Origin of the sequence: Flavobacterium silvaticum (assembly GCF_012911565.1) — a bacterium.
Classification (GTDB): Bacteria; Bacteroidota; Bacteroidia; order Flavobacteriales; family Flavobacteriaceae; genus Flavobacterium; species Flavobacterium silvaticum.
In genome coordinates, this window is the sequence record NZ_JAAMPU010000100.1 from 11,754 (window position 1) to 29,250 (window position 17,497).

Below are 17,497 nucleotides of genomic sequence, written 5' to 3' on the forward strand. Positions count from 1 at the left end.
GACAAAAATACATTTTTTCCCAGTCGGCTCAGCCGGAATTTCACAGTTTACAAACGCTTCATTCGTTATATTTGCATTCTTTGAATCCATTGACCCGATTAGAATCATGCGAAATTTCTTTCTGATGCTGGTTTTTGCCGCAGCATTCATTGTCCAAGGGCAGACACAAGACAAATCTCAATTTCTTTCACCATCCAAAAACCTGCGACTCGAATTTAAACTTCTGGAAAACGGCGCACCCGTTTACTCCCTGTTCTACAAAGGAAAACCGGTTGTCCTCGAAAGCAAATTAGGGTTGCAACTCCAGGAAAACCAGTCGCTCCAGAGTGATTTTAAAATCACCCAATCAGGCAGCCGGTCTTCAGATTCTTCATGGAAGCCGGTTATGGGGGAAGTAGCCCAGATTCGCGACAATTACAACGAATTCGGTTTCCGGATGATCCAGACTACCACCGAGAGAAAGATGGACATTGTGTTCCGATTGTATGATACAGGACTTGCTTTCAGATATGAATTCCCGGATCAATTCAATTGGGATTACTTTCAGGTTACCAGAGAGTTGACGCAATTTAAAATGACGGGCGATCACAAAGCGTTCTGGATTCCGGGAGATTTTGACAGCCAGGAATATGTGTATTATGAAACACCTCTTTCGGGAATCAATACTGATGGCCTTGACCTGAATAACGGCATAGGTTTTAAAGGGCCAATGACAAAATATCGGGTACAGTCTCCGCTGATGATGAAGACAAAAGACAATCTGTACATCAACATTTTTGAAGCTGCCGTAATCAATTATCCGGTAATGCAACTTGATCTGGATCCAAAGTCGTTTACTTTTTCTGCAGATCTGGCTCCGAACGCCCTTGGGACGCTTGCCTATCTGCAAACACCATGTAAACTTCCGTGGCGTACGGTAATGGTCAGCGACGACGCACGTGATATACTCAACGGGTCACAAATAATCCTGAATCTGAACGAACCTTCTAAAATTGACGACACATCCTGGATCAAGCCAATGAAATATGTAGGGATTTGGTGGGAAATGCATGTTGATAAGACAACCTGGGATTATGCAGGGGCAGGAAATGCTGCTAAAAAAGATTCGAAAGGCAACCTGATCCCGACCGGAAAACATGGGGCGACTACCCAAAACGCCAAACGGTATATTGACTTTGCTGCCAAAAACGGATTCGACGGTGTGCTTATCGAAGGCTGGGATGTAGGTTGGGAAGATTGGTTCGGCAAATGGAAAGAGGAAGTTTTTGATTTTGTGACACCTTATCCCGATTTCAATGTAAAGGAAGTCACCGATTATGCCAAAGCCAAAAAAATTGAGCTTATCATGCACCACGAAACGTCCGCATCGGTTTCAAATTATGAAAGACGACTCGACCGGGCCTTCGATTTCATGCAGAAATATGGGTATAAAGCTGTAAAGACAGGCTACGTGGGCCGCATCATTCCAAGAGGCGAGTGGCACGACGGGCAGGAAATGGTCAATCATTTCAATTATGTGGTACAGCGTGCCGCCGAGAGAAAGATCATGGTCAATTCTCACGAATCGTCACATCCGACAGGTGTCAGCCGAACCTGGCCAAACTATGTAGCCGCCGAAGCCGCGCGAGGAACCGAATTTAATGCCTGGAGCACCGGAAATCCGCCGGCACACGAAACAATTCTTCCGTTTACAAGACTTTTGGGCGGGCCGATGGATTACACACCAGGGATTTTTGAAACCAAGATGAGTTTTTACAATCCGGCCAAAACGGCATCGGTGCATACGACTTTGGTAAAGCAGCTTGCGCTATACGTTACTATGTATTCGCCAATCCAGATGGCAGCCGATTTGCCTGAGAATTACGAGCGTTACCCAGATGCCTTCCAGTTCATCAAGGATGTGGCGGTAGATTGGGACGACACGAAAATCCTCGAAGCCGAACCGGGCGATTACATCACCGAAGTACGAAAAGCCAAAGGAAAAGAAAGTTGGTTTCTCGGGGCGATCACCGATGAAAATCCACGAACATCATCTGTAACACTGAGCTTCCTTACACCGGGCAAAAAATACAAAGCTACTTTATACGAAGATGGTAAAGATGCTCATTACGACAAAAATCCAAAGTCATACACGGTCAAAACCATGACTGTGGACAGTAAAACCAAACTGACGCTGAATCTTGCTGCCGGCGGTGGTGCAGCCATCAGTTTTGTCCCGGAGAATTAATATGGATATCGTTTATCTCGACAATGCGGCCACGACAGCCGTCCGACCGGAAGTAGTTGCAGATATGGGCAACGTGCTTCTCGAAACCTATGGAAATCCGTCCTCGACACACGCAGTCGGACGTCAGGCAAAGGCCGTGATTGAAACGGCGCGAAAGTCTATTGCGGCAAATTTGGGCTGTTCGGCCCAGGAAATCCTTTTTACATCGGGTGCTACCGAAGCCAATAACTGGATCATTCGCAGCGCTATCATCGACTTTAAGGTGGAACGTATCATCACTTCGAAAATCGAGCATCATGCGGTTTTACATACGGCCGAGAAATATGCATCGGTGTTTTCAAAAGATCTGGCCTTTGTAAAAGTCAATCCAGATGGCACTATAGATTTGGATCATCTGGAAGAATTGCTGGCGGAAGATGTCCCGACGCTGGTTTCGCTGATGCATGTAAACAACGAAATCGGCACCGTTCTCGATTTGAAGACGGTTGGTGAAATGTGCCGGAAATACAACGCACTTTTTCATTCCGATACAGTGCAATCGATTGGAAAAACCGAAATCAATTTCCATGAACTTCCGATAGATTTTGCAGTGGCGAGTGCCCATAAATTTCATGGGCCAAAAGGAATCGGTTTCGCATACATCCGCAAAGGATTATTTGTCAATCCGATGCTTTTCGGAGGCGAACAGGAAAAAGGAATTCGTCCAGGGACAGAAGCCACACATCAAATTTCGGGTATGGCCAAGGCACTTTCCATTTCTTATACCAATCTGGAAAGTGAACGTAATCAAATAACTGGTTTGAAGAACTTTGCGATTCAGTCGTTGCGGGCTAAATTTCCAAATGTAAAAATCAACGGAAGCGCGGAAAATGGTTTTTACAACCTGCTTAATGTGTGTTTGCCGATGGACGAGCAAAAGACCATCATGATCTTGTTTCACCTCGATATGAAAGGTATTTGCGTATCACGCGGAAGTGCGTGTCAGTCGGGAAGTGTGAAGCCTTCGCATGTACTTGCCGAAATGTTGTCTGATGACGATATCCGCAAACCGTCGCTACGTATTTCGTTTAGCCATTACAATACGGAGGCCGATGTGGAAAAACTGGTTGAGGCACTTCGGGCTTTGGATGCGCAATAATTCCTCAAAGTGGGTTTCGGAGACGAGTGCCCGCGGTAGCGATGCGAGCGGTTATCCTTTTGCCTTTTTGCAAAAGATAGGAGCGGGCAGCGCGACGGCTGCCTTACATAACAAGGCAAAGCCGTAGCTTATGTTGGCTGGCGGACCGCCCAAAAAATGAACAAAATGGTTCCTCAAATTGAAATAATTGCTTTTTCGGATGCATATCGTGAGATTTTCAAGAAATTGAATTACGACTGGATCGAAAGATATTTTAGAATAGAAAAAGGCGATGAACTTTCGCTCTCCAATCCCGAAACTGAAATTTTAGGCAAAGGCGGTTTTATATTTTTTGCAAAAATCGGTGGGGAAGTTTTGGGAACGGTTGCGTTACTCAAAAAAAGCGATACGGTCTTTGAATTGAGCAAAATGGCTGTCGGTGATTCGGCTCAGGGGAAAGGTGTTGGAAATGAATTGATTGCGCATTGTGTTTCGTTTGCGAGCGAATTGAATATCGAGAAGCTTGTCCTTTATTCGAATACATCCCTTAAACCGGCAATCCATTTATACAAAAAGTTCGGTTTTCAGGAAATCGAACTCGAAGACGGCGTTTACGACAGGGCCGATATCAAAATGGAGAAAATCCTTTAACCTTCCAGTTCTTTTAAAATCGTATTGACATCTTCTTCTGTCGTAGTCAGTTTCGCTTTGCAGATTTTGATCAGTTCGGTGGCCCGTTTTACTTTTTCGGATAGTTCGTCCACCGATATTTCGCCCCGTTCGATTTCGGTGACAATCTGCTGTAATTCTTCGAAAGCCTTGGTATAGCTGTTATTCTTTTCCATCAGTCATTTCAATTTGGGTTACGGAACTTGAAATGGTTCCGTTGTATGTTTGGGTTTTGAGGATTTGTCCTGTTTTAAGATTGGATACATCGGTGACTGCCTTCCCGTTGATTCGCGTAATGCTGAAGCCGCGTTTGAGCACATTTACGGGATCGAGGTTGCTGACATTCCGCTGCAGGTTTTCAATTTCGAGTTCGTCGCGTTTTACTTTGAGCAATGCCTGAAGATTGAGCCTTTCCTTTGTTTGGTTAAGTGCCGATTTGCTTTGGTTGAGGTTCAGGTTTGCCGAACTGAAAATACGGTCTTTACATGAAGCCACCTGATTTTTTTCGTTCCGAAAGATAAATGCCGCCTGGGTTGAAATGGTGTTTTTTGAATTTTCTATGGCATTCTGATTCCGGACGACGATATTCTCTGTGACCGACCGGAACAATTTGACTTTCTGTTGCAGGTTGTTTTTCTCATCTGATAATAGCCGACGCGACCGTTCGATAATGAATTCGCTCGCGCGTTCCACCGGAACCGAAAAATTATGGAATTTCTGGATCAGGAATTCAGCTATTTTGGTCGGAGTGATGGCATTTTGATACGAAACCATTTCTGAAACCGTTTCATTCGTCGCATGACCGATTCCTGTAATGATTGGGATTGGGAACGTAGCGATTGCTTTTGCCAGTTCGAAATTATTGTAGACCGATAGACCTACATCGCCACCGCCGCCGCGAATTATAGCCACGACGTCAAAATGGGATGTTACTTTTTTAATCTGATTCAACTGTCCGATGATTCCAGGGACGGCTTTTTCACCTTGCAATAGAGACGGAAACAGCATATGGAAGAACTTGTAATGCCACGGATTCTCTTCTAGCACTTTGAGGAAATCGGCATAGCCTTTACTGGTTTCGACTGAAATGATCGCGACACGCTGCGGTAAAATAGGTAGCGACAGTTTTTTATTGCTGTCGAAAATTCCTTCATCTTTTAACCTTGCGATGCTTTGCTGTTTCTCGAGTTCCAGATCGCCCAGGGTATAATTCGGGTCAATGTCGAGAATATGGAGCGACAATCCGTGAACCGGATCGAAAATAATCTTGGCAAGGAACAGGATTTTGATCCCGTCCTTTAGAGGTTCTCTTAGCGTCCGAAGGAAATTATTGTTGATGTTGACATAATCGGCTCGCCATAAAATGGACTTGATCTGGGCGATTACCTGGCCGTTGCTTTTCTCGACAAGTTCAGGATAGCTGTGTCCGGAATGGCTGTAATGATTGAGTTTGTTCATTTCGGCCTTCACCCAAAACGCGGTTTGGTAACGCTCATTCAACGTTTTCTGGACGCTTCGGGTCACATCGAGAAGCGAGAATATTTTACGGTCGTTGCTAATTTCTGCCATTGCTTTATTTCACAAGGACAAGATATTCCCACGGTTTCATTTCAAAGGTGTCGTCTCCGTTGAGAACGATGGTTTTGCCAGAGAATAATTCCGTGTACGTTCCTTTCTGATACTTCGAATCCAATTTTACTTTTGTCGGTTCTTTACTGTAATTTACAATCGTGACCACGCGATCATTGTCCATCGTCCTTGAGAATGAAACCACCTGGTTCATTTTGTCGTTAAAAATCCGGATCATTACGCCTCCGTTCCTGCCGTTCCACAATGCTTTGTTCCGATGTTTGAGGTCGAACAATTTTTTGTACAGCGGTGCATAGTTGAGATTGCTCCAATCGATTTCGTCTTTATCGAAGAACTTGAGTGACTTGTCCAATCCGGCTTCCTGCCCGCCGTAAACCAAAGGCATTCCGTTGACTGTTCCGCACAAAACCATAGAAGCTTCAAGGCCGTCGCCAAAGTTCGAGACCATATTTCCTTCCCAGGAATTTTTGTCGTGGTTATCGGTAAATGTCATTCTGTAGGCATCTCTCGGGAACGTGCTGACATCGTGCGCCATATATTCAACCAATTGTCCTATGCTTTTACCATCTTTGGTCACGGCAGTCATCGCATTCCAGAAACTCCACGAATACGTGGCATCAAATGCATATTCATGTAAATCGCGAGATTCCCATTCGCCGAGCATGAAAACCGGTTTTACAGCATCCATTTCGGCTCTGGCATTGTTCCAGAAATCGGTCGGGATAAAGCCGGCGGTGTCGCATCTGTATCCGTCGATATTGAAATCCTTTACCCAATAGACGAGGGCAGAAGTCATGTATTTGCGCAATTCGGGCTTGTCGTAATCAAAATCGATCACATCGTCCCAATCATACCACGGAGTCGGTTGGAAATGACCTTCGGGCGTTTTGGAATACCAGTCCGGATGTTGTTTGGCCAGCGGATTGTCCCAGGCGGAATGGTTCGCGACCCAATCGATGATGATATGCATTCCCATTTCATGGACTTTGTCGACGAGATGCTTGAAGTCCTGCTTGGTTCCGAATTCCGGATTGACATCGAAGTAGTCTTTGACCGAATATTCGCTTCCGAGCGTGCCTTTTCGTTTTTCGTTTCCTATCGGATGGATCGGCATCAGCCAGACAATATCGACGCCCATTTCTTTTAGCCTTGGCAAATGGGTTTCGAAGGCCTTGAACGTTCCTTCCGGCGTAAACTGACGGATGTTCGCTTCATATATCGTGGCATTTTTGCTCCAGTCCGGATGCTTGACTTTGACGTATTCTATTGGTTTGTATCGGTCATCATCTGGCTTGTTATCGATTTTGACAGAAGTATTACAGCCAAAAAACAAAGCTGACAGTGCAAGAATTGTAAATTTTTTCATCAAAATGAATTTGTATAAAAGTAAGTGATAGCTTGGAATTCGCAATGTTTTTAAGGGGTTGAATAATTAACAATCAGAAAATAAGTATACATAATTTATGGATACATAATAATCTTATGTATATTGCGTTCATGAAAAATAAACAAGAGCTATTTTAATCCTTCATTGTTAATCGTTAATTATTAATTGAAATGATTTTTTCATCGGAACTTATAAAAGGCACCTTAAAGACAATCGTCCTCAAGCAACTCGAATCCAATAAACGTATGTACGGGTACGAAATTACCCAACGCGTAAAGGAGCTTACCAAGGACAGGATCCAGATTACCGAAGGCGCGCTTTACCCAACATTGCATGCACTTGAAGCCGACGGATTGGTCACGACCGAAACGGAATTCATCGGCAAACGCGTGCGTAAATATTACAGCCTGAGTCCGAAAGGAAAAACGAAAATAGAAGAGAAGCTAAGTGAAATGGCGGAATTCATGGAAACGATGAAATTCCTGCTCGATATCAACCCAACAACTGCGTGATATGAATCCGGAAAAACAAACCACTTTTCTGCATAAATTATTTTTATGTGGACTTTGCGCTTTTCTTGGGGCACAGGCTTGCATTGAATTATTGGGGCCTGACAGATTGACGAGCATTCCGTCTTCTATTTCGGGTACGCTTGCGGTGATCTTGATTTTTTCGTTTCCGGTTTTGGCGTCAGGATGGCACTTTTTCCAAAAGAAGGTTGACAACGTACGAATCGTTTTTTATTTGGAAGAATCCATCGTGTTCCTGACAGCTTTGATTTTCGCGTTGTTCGGTTGGCTCAAGCTGCTGCATATGCATATGAACAATTCGTTGGTATATGACGATTTCCGTGCCGGGGCATTGAACGGCCCCGCTCTTATGGATTACTTTTTCGGCCGCGTCCCGCAATTAAAGATTATCATAGGAACATTGCAGGTTATTGGGGCAATATTGCTGGTGACTAAGCGAACCCGGCTTTTGGGAATCTTCATCTTGTTGCCTATAGTCTTAAACATCGTTTTGATGGATGTTTTTTTCGACATTGGGCTTGCCATCAGTCTATTGGCTGCCGGGCTGAACATTTCGCTTGCCTATTCGTTATGGCAGGACCGGAAAAGATTCAGGGCTTTTCTGTTTCCGTTGACCGCAATGTCTTCAAACAGGATTATTGCCTTTCGGCTGACTGCCGTTGCCCTTCCGCTACTTTTGCTTTACAGCATACGCATTCCCAGATTGAACGAAGAGCTTAACGGCAAATATGTGGTGGTATCCGCAAATGGGGAAAAAACGGTAACCGATGGACTGACGGCCATTTATTTCGATCAGAACGATGCCTGTGTCTTTAGCTATGGTGATTTTGACCGGATCAAGGCAGGACATGTCATTTGGGATAAAGCGACTAAAAAAATACACATCGATTGGAAATTTCCTGAAAAACTGACCAATGATGTTTCAGCTAAGCTGTCAGGTGTAGGTACTGATAAATTGTTGCTTGCGGGCAGAATTGGAGATAAACCTTTGATTCTGGAACTCAAACTTGAGCCATTGCCGCGGCCAAAAAATCGAAGATAAAATGTATACACTAACAGATACACAAATTGAGTTCATCCAAAACGACATTCGTGCACGTGGCGTTTTGATGGTCGGCCTGCAGCAAGACCTGTTGGACCATATTTGCTGTGTGATAGAGCAGGAGCTCGACCCCGATGGCAACTTCGACGATTTCTACCAGCACAGGATCCGGACATTCTACAAAACCGACCTGAGTGAAATTGAACAGGAAACCATCCAATTACTAACCTTTAAAAACTATTATGTCATGAAAAAAATCATGTTGTTTGCAGGCGCATTTTCGGTACTTACCATGACTGCCGGCCTGTTTTTCAAATTCTTTCACATGCCTGGAGCGTCGTTCCTGATTGCGGTCGGCATTATATTATTGAGTCTCGTTTTTCTCCCGTTACTTTTTACGCTCAAGATCCGGGAAAACAGTTCATCGCGAGATAAAATCATCACCGGTGTAGGGACATTCGCGGGAATTCTTATCAGCGTTGGTACGATGTTTAAAATTTTCCATTGGCCCGGAGCGAATATCATTGGTATTCTAGCACTTTCGATTATGTTATTGGTATTCCTTCCGGTTTATTTTTTCAGCGGGATCCGGAATCCGGAAACCAAGGTCAATACTATAGTTTCATCGATTTTTATTTTTTACGGATGCGCATTGATTTTGATGATGGTTCGGTCTTCGGCGGCTTCAAACCAATTGATGCGTGAAAATGCGGAGATGGTTCTTCGCAACGAGAATATGCTGTCGGAACAACAAAAGCTTACGGCGGCGTTGGTTTCACAATCCCGGATTGACAATCCATCGGCCCAAAGCACGAAGCTGGAAAACGAACAAGCCGGACAAATTGGTCTGTTGGCGAATCAGCTGAAGCAATTCCTTATCGCTTCTGAAACCGGAAAGGCGCAACTGGGAAGTGGCGATATGTTGTCCGATATGGATGCCGGTCATTATATCAGTGATTCTCCAAAAGCCGAAGCTCAATTGAAAAATCTCACCGGTAAGATTCAATCTTTCAATAAAACATCGGGCGGAAATATCCCGGAAATTTCCGGAATCGAAAACCGGAAATTATCCCAGTCGATAAACGACCTGATCCTTGTGGAAATGGCCGTGCTCCAAAACGAATCGGCTGTCGCATTACAGAAATAAATTCAGGCAATGACCGCGGATGCTTATCGAACCATCCGCGGTTACCATTGAAACCGTATCGAAGCCATCACATAAGCCCGCATGAGATTGAAAGAATTATAGGTTCTTGAAATTTCATTGATATTGGAATTTGTGAACGTTTTATGGTTCAGCAGATTATTCGCGATTAAGGAATACGTCAGGCCTTTTGGCGAATCATAGGTTACGGATGCATCTGCAAAACAATAGGCATTTGGTTTTGACAGATCCGGGTAATAGAATTTTCCTTTTGCTTCCGCCCGCCATTTGTCGACTATTTTGTAAACAATACGTAATTCATCTTCGAGTCCTGAAAAATCAAACCCTGATATTCCTTCCAATCCCGAATGATTAAAATTATAAGATGCATTATTCTCGACGAAAGCTGCTGCTTTCGGACGATTCCTGATGGTGAGTTTAAGCGTCATTGATTGCAAACGGCTTTTTACCAAATCAAAGCTATTTACATTCGACCGCGAATGTGTGTCGGAATAACCGGCATTGATTTCATAGGTTAATTTTAAAGGAGAGAAATAATTCCTCAACGAAAAATCAACGTTATAGGTTGTCATCGGTTCAGCCAGCAAACGACCCGAAATATAAGACAGTTGTTCTGAGACAAAATTTCCTGAGAAATAATTTTTATCGGTTTTGGTTACCGACAGGCGGACATCCCAGGTTGGAAGATTTAAAATGCTTCCGTGGGCAAAACGCAGGTCGGCTACATGGACAGGCATAAGAGCCAATTCAGGAATATTGGAACGCAGCGTCCGGAAATTAGTTGTGATGTTTTGCCTGAACAGAAAATCGATAGTCGGTTCTTTGGTTTGACTCGCATAACCGGCCGTGATAGAATTGGCTGAATTTAACAGGTACATGAATCGTATTGACGGATTCAGTACAAATTTTTTCAGAGCCTGTTGTGTCGTGTCGGTTTGTCTTAATCCTAAATCAAAATAAGTTGCTTTGAGTCCGGTCCTGAACGCAAAAGATTTGAACTTGTATGCGACTGATGCAGAAAAATAAGGAACAGAATGTTTGTAAGTGTCATCATTTCTATTGTCAGGAATATCAGAGGAATCACTTTTGAGATTACTTCTCAATTTGTCTCTTTCAAAATTACAGCCCGCATCTGCCTGCCATTTTAACTGTTTCCGTGTGCCGGAAAGCGTGGTTTTCGATTCGATTTTTTGGGTTTGTATCTGAGCGAATTGAAAATCTGTGACAGACGATGCAAATACTCCCGGATACAGGAAAAATTCCTGTGGCGACTTTCCATCATAATGAATCACCGAAGACTCCATTCCGACTGAATCTGCAAGGCGTGCGATTATTTTTACTTCCTGTCGCAAAAACTCTTTTCGGCCTTCGAGTTCATTGTGCTGCAACGTTCCATTGTTATCTATTTTGGCCGTTGTTGACGATTGTTCACGCTGAACATTTACGTTGTATTCCAGATAAAGTTTTTTTGAAAGATCGGATTTTAATTCTGTCGAAACATCGAGTCTTTTTGGGGATTTCCAACTATTTTCTGTGGTATTGAACATAATTTGCCCTGGACCTTGAATGGTTGTCTGGTTTTCGGTTTGTCTCAGAAATCTGTCCGAAGAATAATTTCCGGCGAGCCTCAGATTTGTTTTTGGAGTCAGTTTAAGCACAGAATGCGTACCTGAGAGAAAATTCTTTTTGACTTGTGCATATTTATCATCAATGACATATTGTGAAGTTTCATCAAAAATCAATGTTTTTGGCGCATTCTCTATACGTTTTTGCATGCCGTTGGTTCCATAATCAATATTGGTGTTATTATACCCGGTAACATTGAAAATCGTAAATCCTTTGTACAAAAACAACGAATTGAATCGGGTATTCCATACATCCTTATGTCCCGCACCCAATTCGAGGCCGCCGGATACATCACCTTTGTCTTTTTTGAGTTTGATGTTGAGTGCCACATCGTCCTCAGAATCGGTGATGCCCTTAAGTTGAATATGTTCATTATAGTTTTTATAGGCTTCCACAGATTCAATCATATCTGAATTGATATTCTTTGTACCCATGGAGTAAGCCTCATTGAAAAGATCGTCTCCATTGAATAGCAGTTTTTTGATTTGCTTTCCATTATAGGTGACCTGTCCGTTGTTGTCGATTTTTACTCCAGGTAATTTTTTAAGGATGTCTTCGATGACTTTTTCAGATCCATCCCTGAATTTATCGACATTGTACACTACAGTATCTTTTTTTTGCTGAATGGCGGGTTTTTGGCTGACAACAACTTCTTTGAGTTCGAATGGTTTTTCCGTAAGGGCAATAGATACTTTTAATGTAGTCTCGTTTTTGGGCCAGTCGTACGTTTGTTGGAAAAACTCGTGGTTCATGGATCGGATTTCGACGATAACTTTTTGAGGAGTAGTCTGTAAATCGATCATAAATGAACCGTCAGGGCGTGTTCCTGAAAAACCTAAAATAATATCTGGATTTTCAACCGACTTGATATAGGCTATGGCTTCGGTAACAGCCTTGCCGTCAGATTTTATGAAACCGGATACAGATTGAGATTTACAAAAAAAAGGAATCAGCAAAAACAACCATAGAAATCCATTATTCAACATAAGTTTCTATATATCTTTTGGGAATGGTCTGGGTAGTATGTTCACCAAGAGACAGATTTCTGAAATCTTCGAACTTCTTTTTATAAAGTTTAAGAAATTCCTGCCAGGAAATCGTTTGTTTTTCCGAGAATGGATTTGTTATTTTTTCTTCTGTTCTGGTTATTGCCCGGGCTATTATCCTGACTTCTTTATCTTCGGAATTTATTTCCAATATGATTCCGGGAAGGCCATCAAATTTATAAGGGCCACTTGAAATGGGAATATCCGGAGTATAGAAAGCTGTATAAGATCTGCCTCTCCATTGGCAAACGGCTTGATTGCAGTGATAACCCAAAAGGGTTTTTGTTTCTTTTCCGATTTGCCAGTTAATTTTATAATCGGTATCCTTAACAGGATTCTTGTGAACAGATTGTCCAAAATAACAGGCTTCTTGTGTTTTGAGCTTTTTGTATAAAAAAAACGGATCTGATTTTTTACTCGAATATTCGCCTGAATCGAGAATAGTGAATACCGTATCCTTTGTTGTGGAGATATATAAAGCTTCATTGGTATCGGTGATTAAATCTGCGGAAATTATATTGATTCCGCCGAATTCGTCCTTCAGGTCGATCAAATAGCTGTCATAATGAACTTTTACTTTTTGGGCGTGAAGAAAAGCATGAAGTAACAGCAGTACAAATAAAATTTTTTCTTTCATGATTCTGGATTTTTTAAAGGCCCGGGAATTCCGGGCCTTGTTGGAAATTTTAGGTTTTTTTGATCAATACCAAAGCTTGTTGTGCAAGATTGGCGGCATTACCGCAGGCGATTCCCATAGCTACATTGTAATTATCAGCTCCTGAATAAGATATACAGTCCGTAACGGATACGGATTGCCCTGTGCCGTCACTCGCGGTTCTACGGCAACATGCCTGTGCAATGCTGGCTTCAGCTGTTGATTTTGAGCTTTTTTTCTGTTCACTAACTGGCTTTGATTCGTGTGGATTGGCAAAAGCTCCCATTCCACAAACAAGCAACGTGGCAACGAATACATTTTTCATACGTTAAATATTTAAAGATTAATACTGTAGCTAAATTATCGGGAAGGTGAAAAGGTTGGATACAGTTTTTCTGTATCAATTGTTAAAGTTTTGCCTGTATCAATAACTAATGGAATTGATAAAGCTGTGTATTGTTGTAGAATCCGGGGCTAACCTTCGTATCTTTAATATCCAAACCACTAAATTGATAACAATGAACCCTACCTTACGCAATATCCTTGCTGTCATAGCCGGTGCTTTTTCCGGAAGTATCGTAAATGGCGCGTTAATTACCATCAGTCCGTATCTTTTCCCTCCGCCTGAAGGATATGATTTTACAAACATGGAAGGGCTCAAAGCTGCATTGGATCTTGGGCTGATGACCCCGAAATATTTCATAATGCCGTTTCTTGCCCACGCTTTAGGAACTTTTTTCGGTGCCTGGGTCGCGGTAAAAATTGGCCCCAAAACCATGCGTCCGGCTTACATAGTCGGATTTCTATTTCTTCTCGGAGGCATCGCAAACTGTTTCATGATTCCGGCGCCCGCCTGGTTCATGGCAATCGATCTATTGCTTGCGTATATCCCTATGGCATATCTTGGAGGTAAACTGGCCATGGGAAAACCTGTTGAAGTTGTTTAAGTTTTAATAAGATGAAATACAGAAAAATAGCCGATTCAGATTTGAACCTGTCGGCAATAGCTTTCGGTGCCTGGGCCGCAGGTGGCTGGATGTGGGGCGGAACGGAGCAAAACGATTCTATTCGGGCAATCGAGGCTGCGTTCGACAATGGAATCAACGCCATAGACACGGCTCCGATATATGGTCAGGGCGTGTCCGAAGAAATAGTGGGAGAGGCCTTGCTTGGAATTCCACGTGACAAAGTATACATCCTTACCAAATACGGAATGCGTTGGGACTTGGCCAAAGGTGATTTTGCCATGCATTCGCAGGATAACCGGGGAAGGCCGATCGATGTCTACAAATATGCCGGTGCAGAAAGCATCATCAAGGAATGTGAAGACAGCCTTCGTCGGTTGCGGACAGATTACATCGACCTCTACCAGATTCATTGGCCCGATTCGACAACGTCCATAGAGGAAAGCATGAAAGCTGTGGAATCGCTTGTCAAGTCTGGTAAAATCAGGTATGCGGGCGTCTGCAATTACAATAGGGCAAAGTTGGAAGAAGCCATGAAATTTGCGCCTGTCGTTTCCAACCAGGTTCCTTACAGTATGGTTCGGCGTGATATAGAAAACGAACTGGTTCCGTTTTGCATCCAAAATAAAAAGTCGATCCTTGCCTATAGTCCTATGGAGCGTGGGCTTCTGACGGGTAAGATGAAACCCGGGCATGAGTTTGGAACCGGAGATCACCGGGCTTCACATCCGGCTTTTAAAGAAGAAAACCTCAGGCGGGTCAATAAGTTCCTGGATTCTGTCAGATATATTGCCCAGGCGCATAAACTCTCGTTGGGCCAGCTTGTGTTGAACTGGACAGTCCATCAGCCGGGAATCACTATTGCCCTTGCCGGTGCACGGACTCCGGAACAATCCATCCAGAATGCAAAAGCACTCAACGTTATGCTCGGCCATGACGAGTTGGATTTTATTACGGAGGGACTTCAAAATTTACAGCTCGTCAGGTAATTTTGTGTCGGACACAGGTATAACTATTTACTTTTCAACCCTAATGTAGTAGTAGGAAAAGACGTACAGGCAGTTTGTGGTGAAATTTACGGTAACGTTGTAGTTAATGTATTCTTGTTATTAGGTCAGGAATAATTATAAAAATATCTTAAAAAACCGAGCAATCGTTATGGTTTCCCGTAGTCTGTGATAAAATTACGCTACATTTGAGATTCCAAAAATACACTTACCATGATTAGACTTTTCCCTGGGGAAGAGTTCAGAGAGGTGCATTTCGCCATAAAACCACGTATGCGATATGCTGTTTCCAATCGGGGACGAATCCTGAGCTTTTCTGACAATTTGGAGAATGGTGCACTCATAAAAGGTTCGACGATGAACGGTTACCGGATGATCCGGTTCAAGAAGGTCATTGAAGGCAAAATGCACAATATCCAATCGTTTGTTTACAAATTCGTCGCCGAACATTTCTTACCACAACCGGACGAAGTACAAAAGCACCTTATCCATCTTGACCATGATTTATCGAACGATCGCGTCGAAAACCTTAAATGGGTCGATGCAGATGCAAGGATGGAGCACTACAAAAAAAGCCCTAACGTTATTGCCGGACGCAAACGCATGCTGGAAAAGCGAAAATCTTCCAACGGTCATAAACTGACATTGATGGAAGTGATACGGCTCAAAAAAATGGTTCTCGATCCGAACCGTAAAACCCGAATGAAAATATTAGCCAAGCAATTCGGCATTAGTGAAATGCAGTTGTTCCGAATCAAAAGCGGAGAAAACTGGGGCCACATCAAAGTATAGTTACTGCTTGATCATAAGCAAGAAGATCCGTCAGAAATGGCGGATTTTTTTGTTTGCCGACTGTAGTTTTTTAGTTACGGGGAGCCATAAAAAAATCCGTCCCAATCAAGGAACGGATTTTTATAAAATTGATATTAGAATTTTTTCTTCCAATCTCCCGATCTTCCGATCTTTTGATTTTCCGAACTTTTGATCTTACAAGTGAATCACCTCACCATACGCATCAGCAGCAGCTTCCATCACAGCCTCGCTCATAGTCGGGTGCGGGTGGACAGATTTGATGATTTCGTGGCCTGTGGTTTCCAGTTTACGCGCTACGACGGCCTCGGCGATCATATCGGTGACACCCGCGCCAATCATGTGGCAACCGAGCCATTCTCCGTATTTGGCATCGAAAATCACTTTCACGAAACCGTCAGGCGTTCCGGCTGCTTTTGCCTTTCCGGAAGCCGTGAACGGGAATTTCCCGATTTTGAGTTCGTATCCTTTTTCACGTGCCTGCTTTTCCGTAAGGCCGACAGAAGCGATTTCCGGAGACGCATACGTACAACCCGGAATGTTTCCGTAGTCGATTTTATCCACGTGAAGCCCGGCGATTTTCTCGACGCAGGTAATCCCTTCGGCCGATGCCACGTGGGCCAACGCCTGTCCCGGAACGACATCACCGATTGCGTAATAGCCCGGAATGTTCGTCTGATACCAGTCGTTTACTAAAATTTTATCTCTGTCGGTTGCGATTCCGACCGATTCGAGCCCGATGTTTTCGATATTCGTTTTGATCCCAACAGCAGATAAAAGGATGTCAGCTTCAAGCACTTCTTCACCTTTAGCCGTCTTGACGAAAGCTTTCACACCGTTTCCGGTCGTGTCGATACGTTCCACAGATGAACTCGTCATGACTTTGATGCCGTTCTTTTTAAGCGAACGCTCGAATTGTTTCGAAATGTCTTCGTCTTCCACAGGAACTACGTTCGGAAGGAATTCAACAATAGTCACCTCAGTTCCCATAGAATTATAAAAATGGGCGAATTCAACGCCTATCGCACCTGAACCAACAACGATCATGGATTTCGGCTGCTCCGGCAAGTTCATCGCCTGGCGGTAACCGATCACTTTTTTACCATCCTGGGGCAAATTCGGCAATTCGCGTGAACGTGCGCCGGTTGCGATGATGATATGGTCTGCGGAATATTCTGTGGTTGCTCCGTCTTCGGCCTTGACATCAATTTTTTTACCCGGTTTGATGGTTCCGTATCCTTTGATGACATCGATTTTATTTTTCTTCATCAGGAAGTCGATGCCTTTGCTCATTCCTTCGGCAACACCTCTGGAACGTTTGATCACGGCAGGGAAATCTTTGTCGAAAGCGGTTACCGTCAATCCGTAATCTGAAGCGTGCTTTAGATAATCGAATACCTGTGCCGATTTGAGCAATGCTTTTGTCGGGATGCAACCCCAGTTAAGGCAAATGCCACCCAGGCTTTCTTTTTCGACAATTGCGGTCTTGAAACCCAGTTGCGATGCTCTGATTGCAGTGACATATCCGCCCGGGCCGCTTCCTAAAACTATAATATCGTATTTCATATCTCTATTTAAATGTGCTTGACAAAATTACAATTAACAATGAATAATTAATAATTAACAATGGAGAATTGGTTCTCAATACTTACTGTTCAAAG

16 protein-coding genes are annotated in these 17,497 nt (G+C 43.4%); 9 read left to right on the top strand and 7 right to left on the bottom strand.

The genetic code is table 11. The features are described from left to right. Window positions 1–106 precede the first annotated feature (106 nt). From G6047_RS04520 to G6047_RS04530, 3 genes are all read left to right on the top strand, one after another. Entirely contained in the window at window positions 107–2,227 is a 2,121-nt protein-coding gene (locus tag G6047_RS04520; RefSeq protein ID WP_169526295.1) for a glycoside hydrolase family 97 protein, read from the top strand. Window position 2,228: 1 nt separating this feature from the next. After that, window positions 2,229–3,365 carry a cysteine desulfurase family protein gene (locus G6047_RS04525; protein WP_169526296.1) on the top strand — a complete coding sequence of 379 codons (1,137 nt, stop codon included), beginning with the start codon at window positions 2,229–2,231 and terminating at the stop codon, window positions 3,363–3,365. 156 nt (window positions 3,366–3,521) lie between these two features. Then, a complete protein-coding gene (locus G6047_RS04530; protein ID WP_169526297.1) occupies window positions 3,522–3,995 on the top strand; it encodes a GNAT family N-acetyltransferase in 474 nt (157 codons plus the stop codon). Here G6047_RS04530 and xseB read toward each other — a convergent pair. From xseB to G6047_RS04545, 3 genes are read right to left on the bottom strand one after another with little or no spacing between them, the layout of a single operon-like run. Further along, window positions 3,992–4,189 (bottom strand): exodeoxyribonuclease VII small subunit, encoded by a 198-nt coding sequence (gene xseB / locus G6047_RS04535; RefSeq protein WP_169526298.1) that lies wholly within the window; start codon window positions 4,187–4,189, stop codon window positions 3,992–3,994. The genes G6047_RS04530 and xseB overlap by 4 nt on opposite strands. Then, on the bottom strand, window positions 4,176–5,582 hold the full coding sequence (gene xseA, locus G6047_RS04540; RefSeq protein ID WP_169526299.1) for an exodeoxyribonuclease VII large subunit: 1,407 nt from the start codon (window positions 5,580–5,582) through the stop codon (window positions 4,176–4,178). Before xseA ends, xseB begins: the two co-directional genes overlap by 14 nt. Before the next feature lie 4 nt (window positions 5,583–5,586). Continuing rightward, entirely contained in the window at window positions 5,587–6,969 is a 1,383-nt protein-coding gene (locus G6047_RS04545; RefSeq protein WP_169526300.1) for an alpha-amylase family glycosyl hydrolase, read from the bottom strand. Between the two features lie 194 nt (window positions 6,970–7,163). Here G6047_RS04545 and G6047_RS04550 point away from each other — a divergent pair, with 194 nt between their 5' ends. From G6047_RS04550 to G6047_RS04560, 3 genes are read left to right on the top strand one after another with little or no spacing between them, the layout of a single operon-like run. After that, entirely contained in the window at window positions 7,164–7,502 is a 339-nt protein-coding gene (locus G6047_RS04550; RefSeq protein WP_169526436.1) for a PadR family transcriptional regulator, read from the top strand. Between the two features lies 1 nt (window position 7,503). Continuing rightward, window positions 7,504–8,562 (top strand): hypothetical protein, encoded by a 1,059-nt coding sequence (locus tag G6047_RS04555; protein ID WP_169526301.1) that lies wholly within the window; start codon window positions 7,504–7,506, stop codon window positions 8,560–8,562. 1 nt (window position 8,563) lies between these two features. Further along, the gene (locus G6047_RS04560; RefSeq protein WP_169526302.1) at window positions 8,564–9,709 is read left to right on the top strand and encodes a hypothetical protein; all 1,146 of its coding nucleotides are present in this window, start codon (window positions 8,564–8,566) and stop codon (window positions 9,707–9,709) included. 41 nt (window positions 9,710–9,750) lie between these two features. Here G6047_RS04560 and G6047_RS04565 read toward each other — a convergent pair whose 3' ends face one another. Genes G6047_RS04565 through G6047_RS04575 form a run of 3 tightly spaced genes read right to left on the bottom strand, consistent with a single transcriptional unit; the run spans window position 9,751 to window position 13,379 of the window. Then, entirely contained in the window at window positions 9,751–12,339 is a 2,589-nt protein-coding gene (locus tag G6047_RS04565) for a TonB-dependent receptor (protein ID WP_169526303.1), read from the bottom strand. Then, window positions 12,329–13,036 (bottom strand): GLPGLI family protein, encoded by a 708-nt coding sequence (locus G6047_RS04570; protein ID WP_169526304.1) that lies wholly within the window; start codon window positions 13,034–13,036, stop codon window positions 12,329–12,331. Before G6047_RS04570 ends, G6047_RS04565 begins: the two co-directional genes overlap by 11 nt. Before the next feature lie 49 nt (window positions 13,037–13,085). Beyond that, complete coding sequence (locus G6047_RS04575; protein ID WP_169526305.1) at window positions 13,086–13,379, bottom strand: hypothetical protein; 294 nt, start codon at window positions 13,377–13,379, stop codon at window positions 13,086–13,088. Between the two features lie 193 nt (window positions 13,380–13,572). Between G6047_RS04575 and G6047_RS04580 the strand changes: the two genes are divergently transcribed. The 3 genes from G6047_RS04580 (at window position 13,573) to G6047_RS04590 (ending at window position 15,818) form a co-directional block, all read left to right on the top strand. Further along, complete coding sequence (locus tag G6047_RS04580) at window positions 13,573–14,001, top strand: hypothetical protein (protein ID WP_169526306.1); 429 nt, start codon at window positions 13,573–13,575, stop codon at window positions 13,999–14,001. Window positions 14,002–14,012: 11 nt separating this feature from the next. Beyond that, on the top strand, window positions 14,013–15,008 hold the full coding sequence (locus G6047_RS04585) for an aldo/keto reductase (protein WP_169526307.1): 996 nt from the start codon (window positions 14,013–14,015) through the stop codon (window positions 15,006–15,008). Between the two features lie 231 nt (window positions 15,009–15,239). After that, window positions 15,240–15,818, top strand: a complete 579-nt coding sequence (locus G6047_RS04590) for a hypothetical protein (RefSeq protein ID WP_169526308.1) — start codon at window positions 15,240–15,242, stop codon at window positions 15,816–15,818. Window positions 15,819–16,013: 195 nt separating this feature from the next. On the opposite strand, the gene lpdA is transcribed toward G6047_RS04590, so the two are convergent. Beyond that, window positions 16,014–17,402, bottom strand: coding sequence for a dihydrolipoyl dehydrogenase (gene lpdA / locus G6047_RS04595; protein WP_169526309.1), 1,389 nt, complete (start codon window positions 17,400–17,402; stop codon window positions 16,014–16,016). Window positions 17,403–17,497 lie beyond the last annotated feature (95 nt).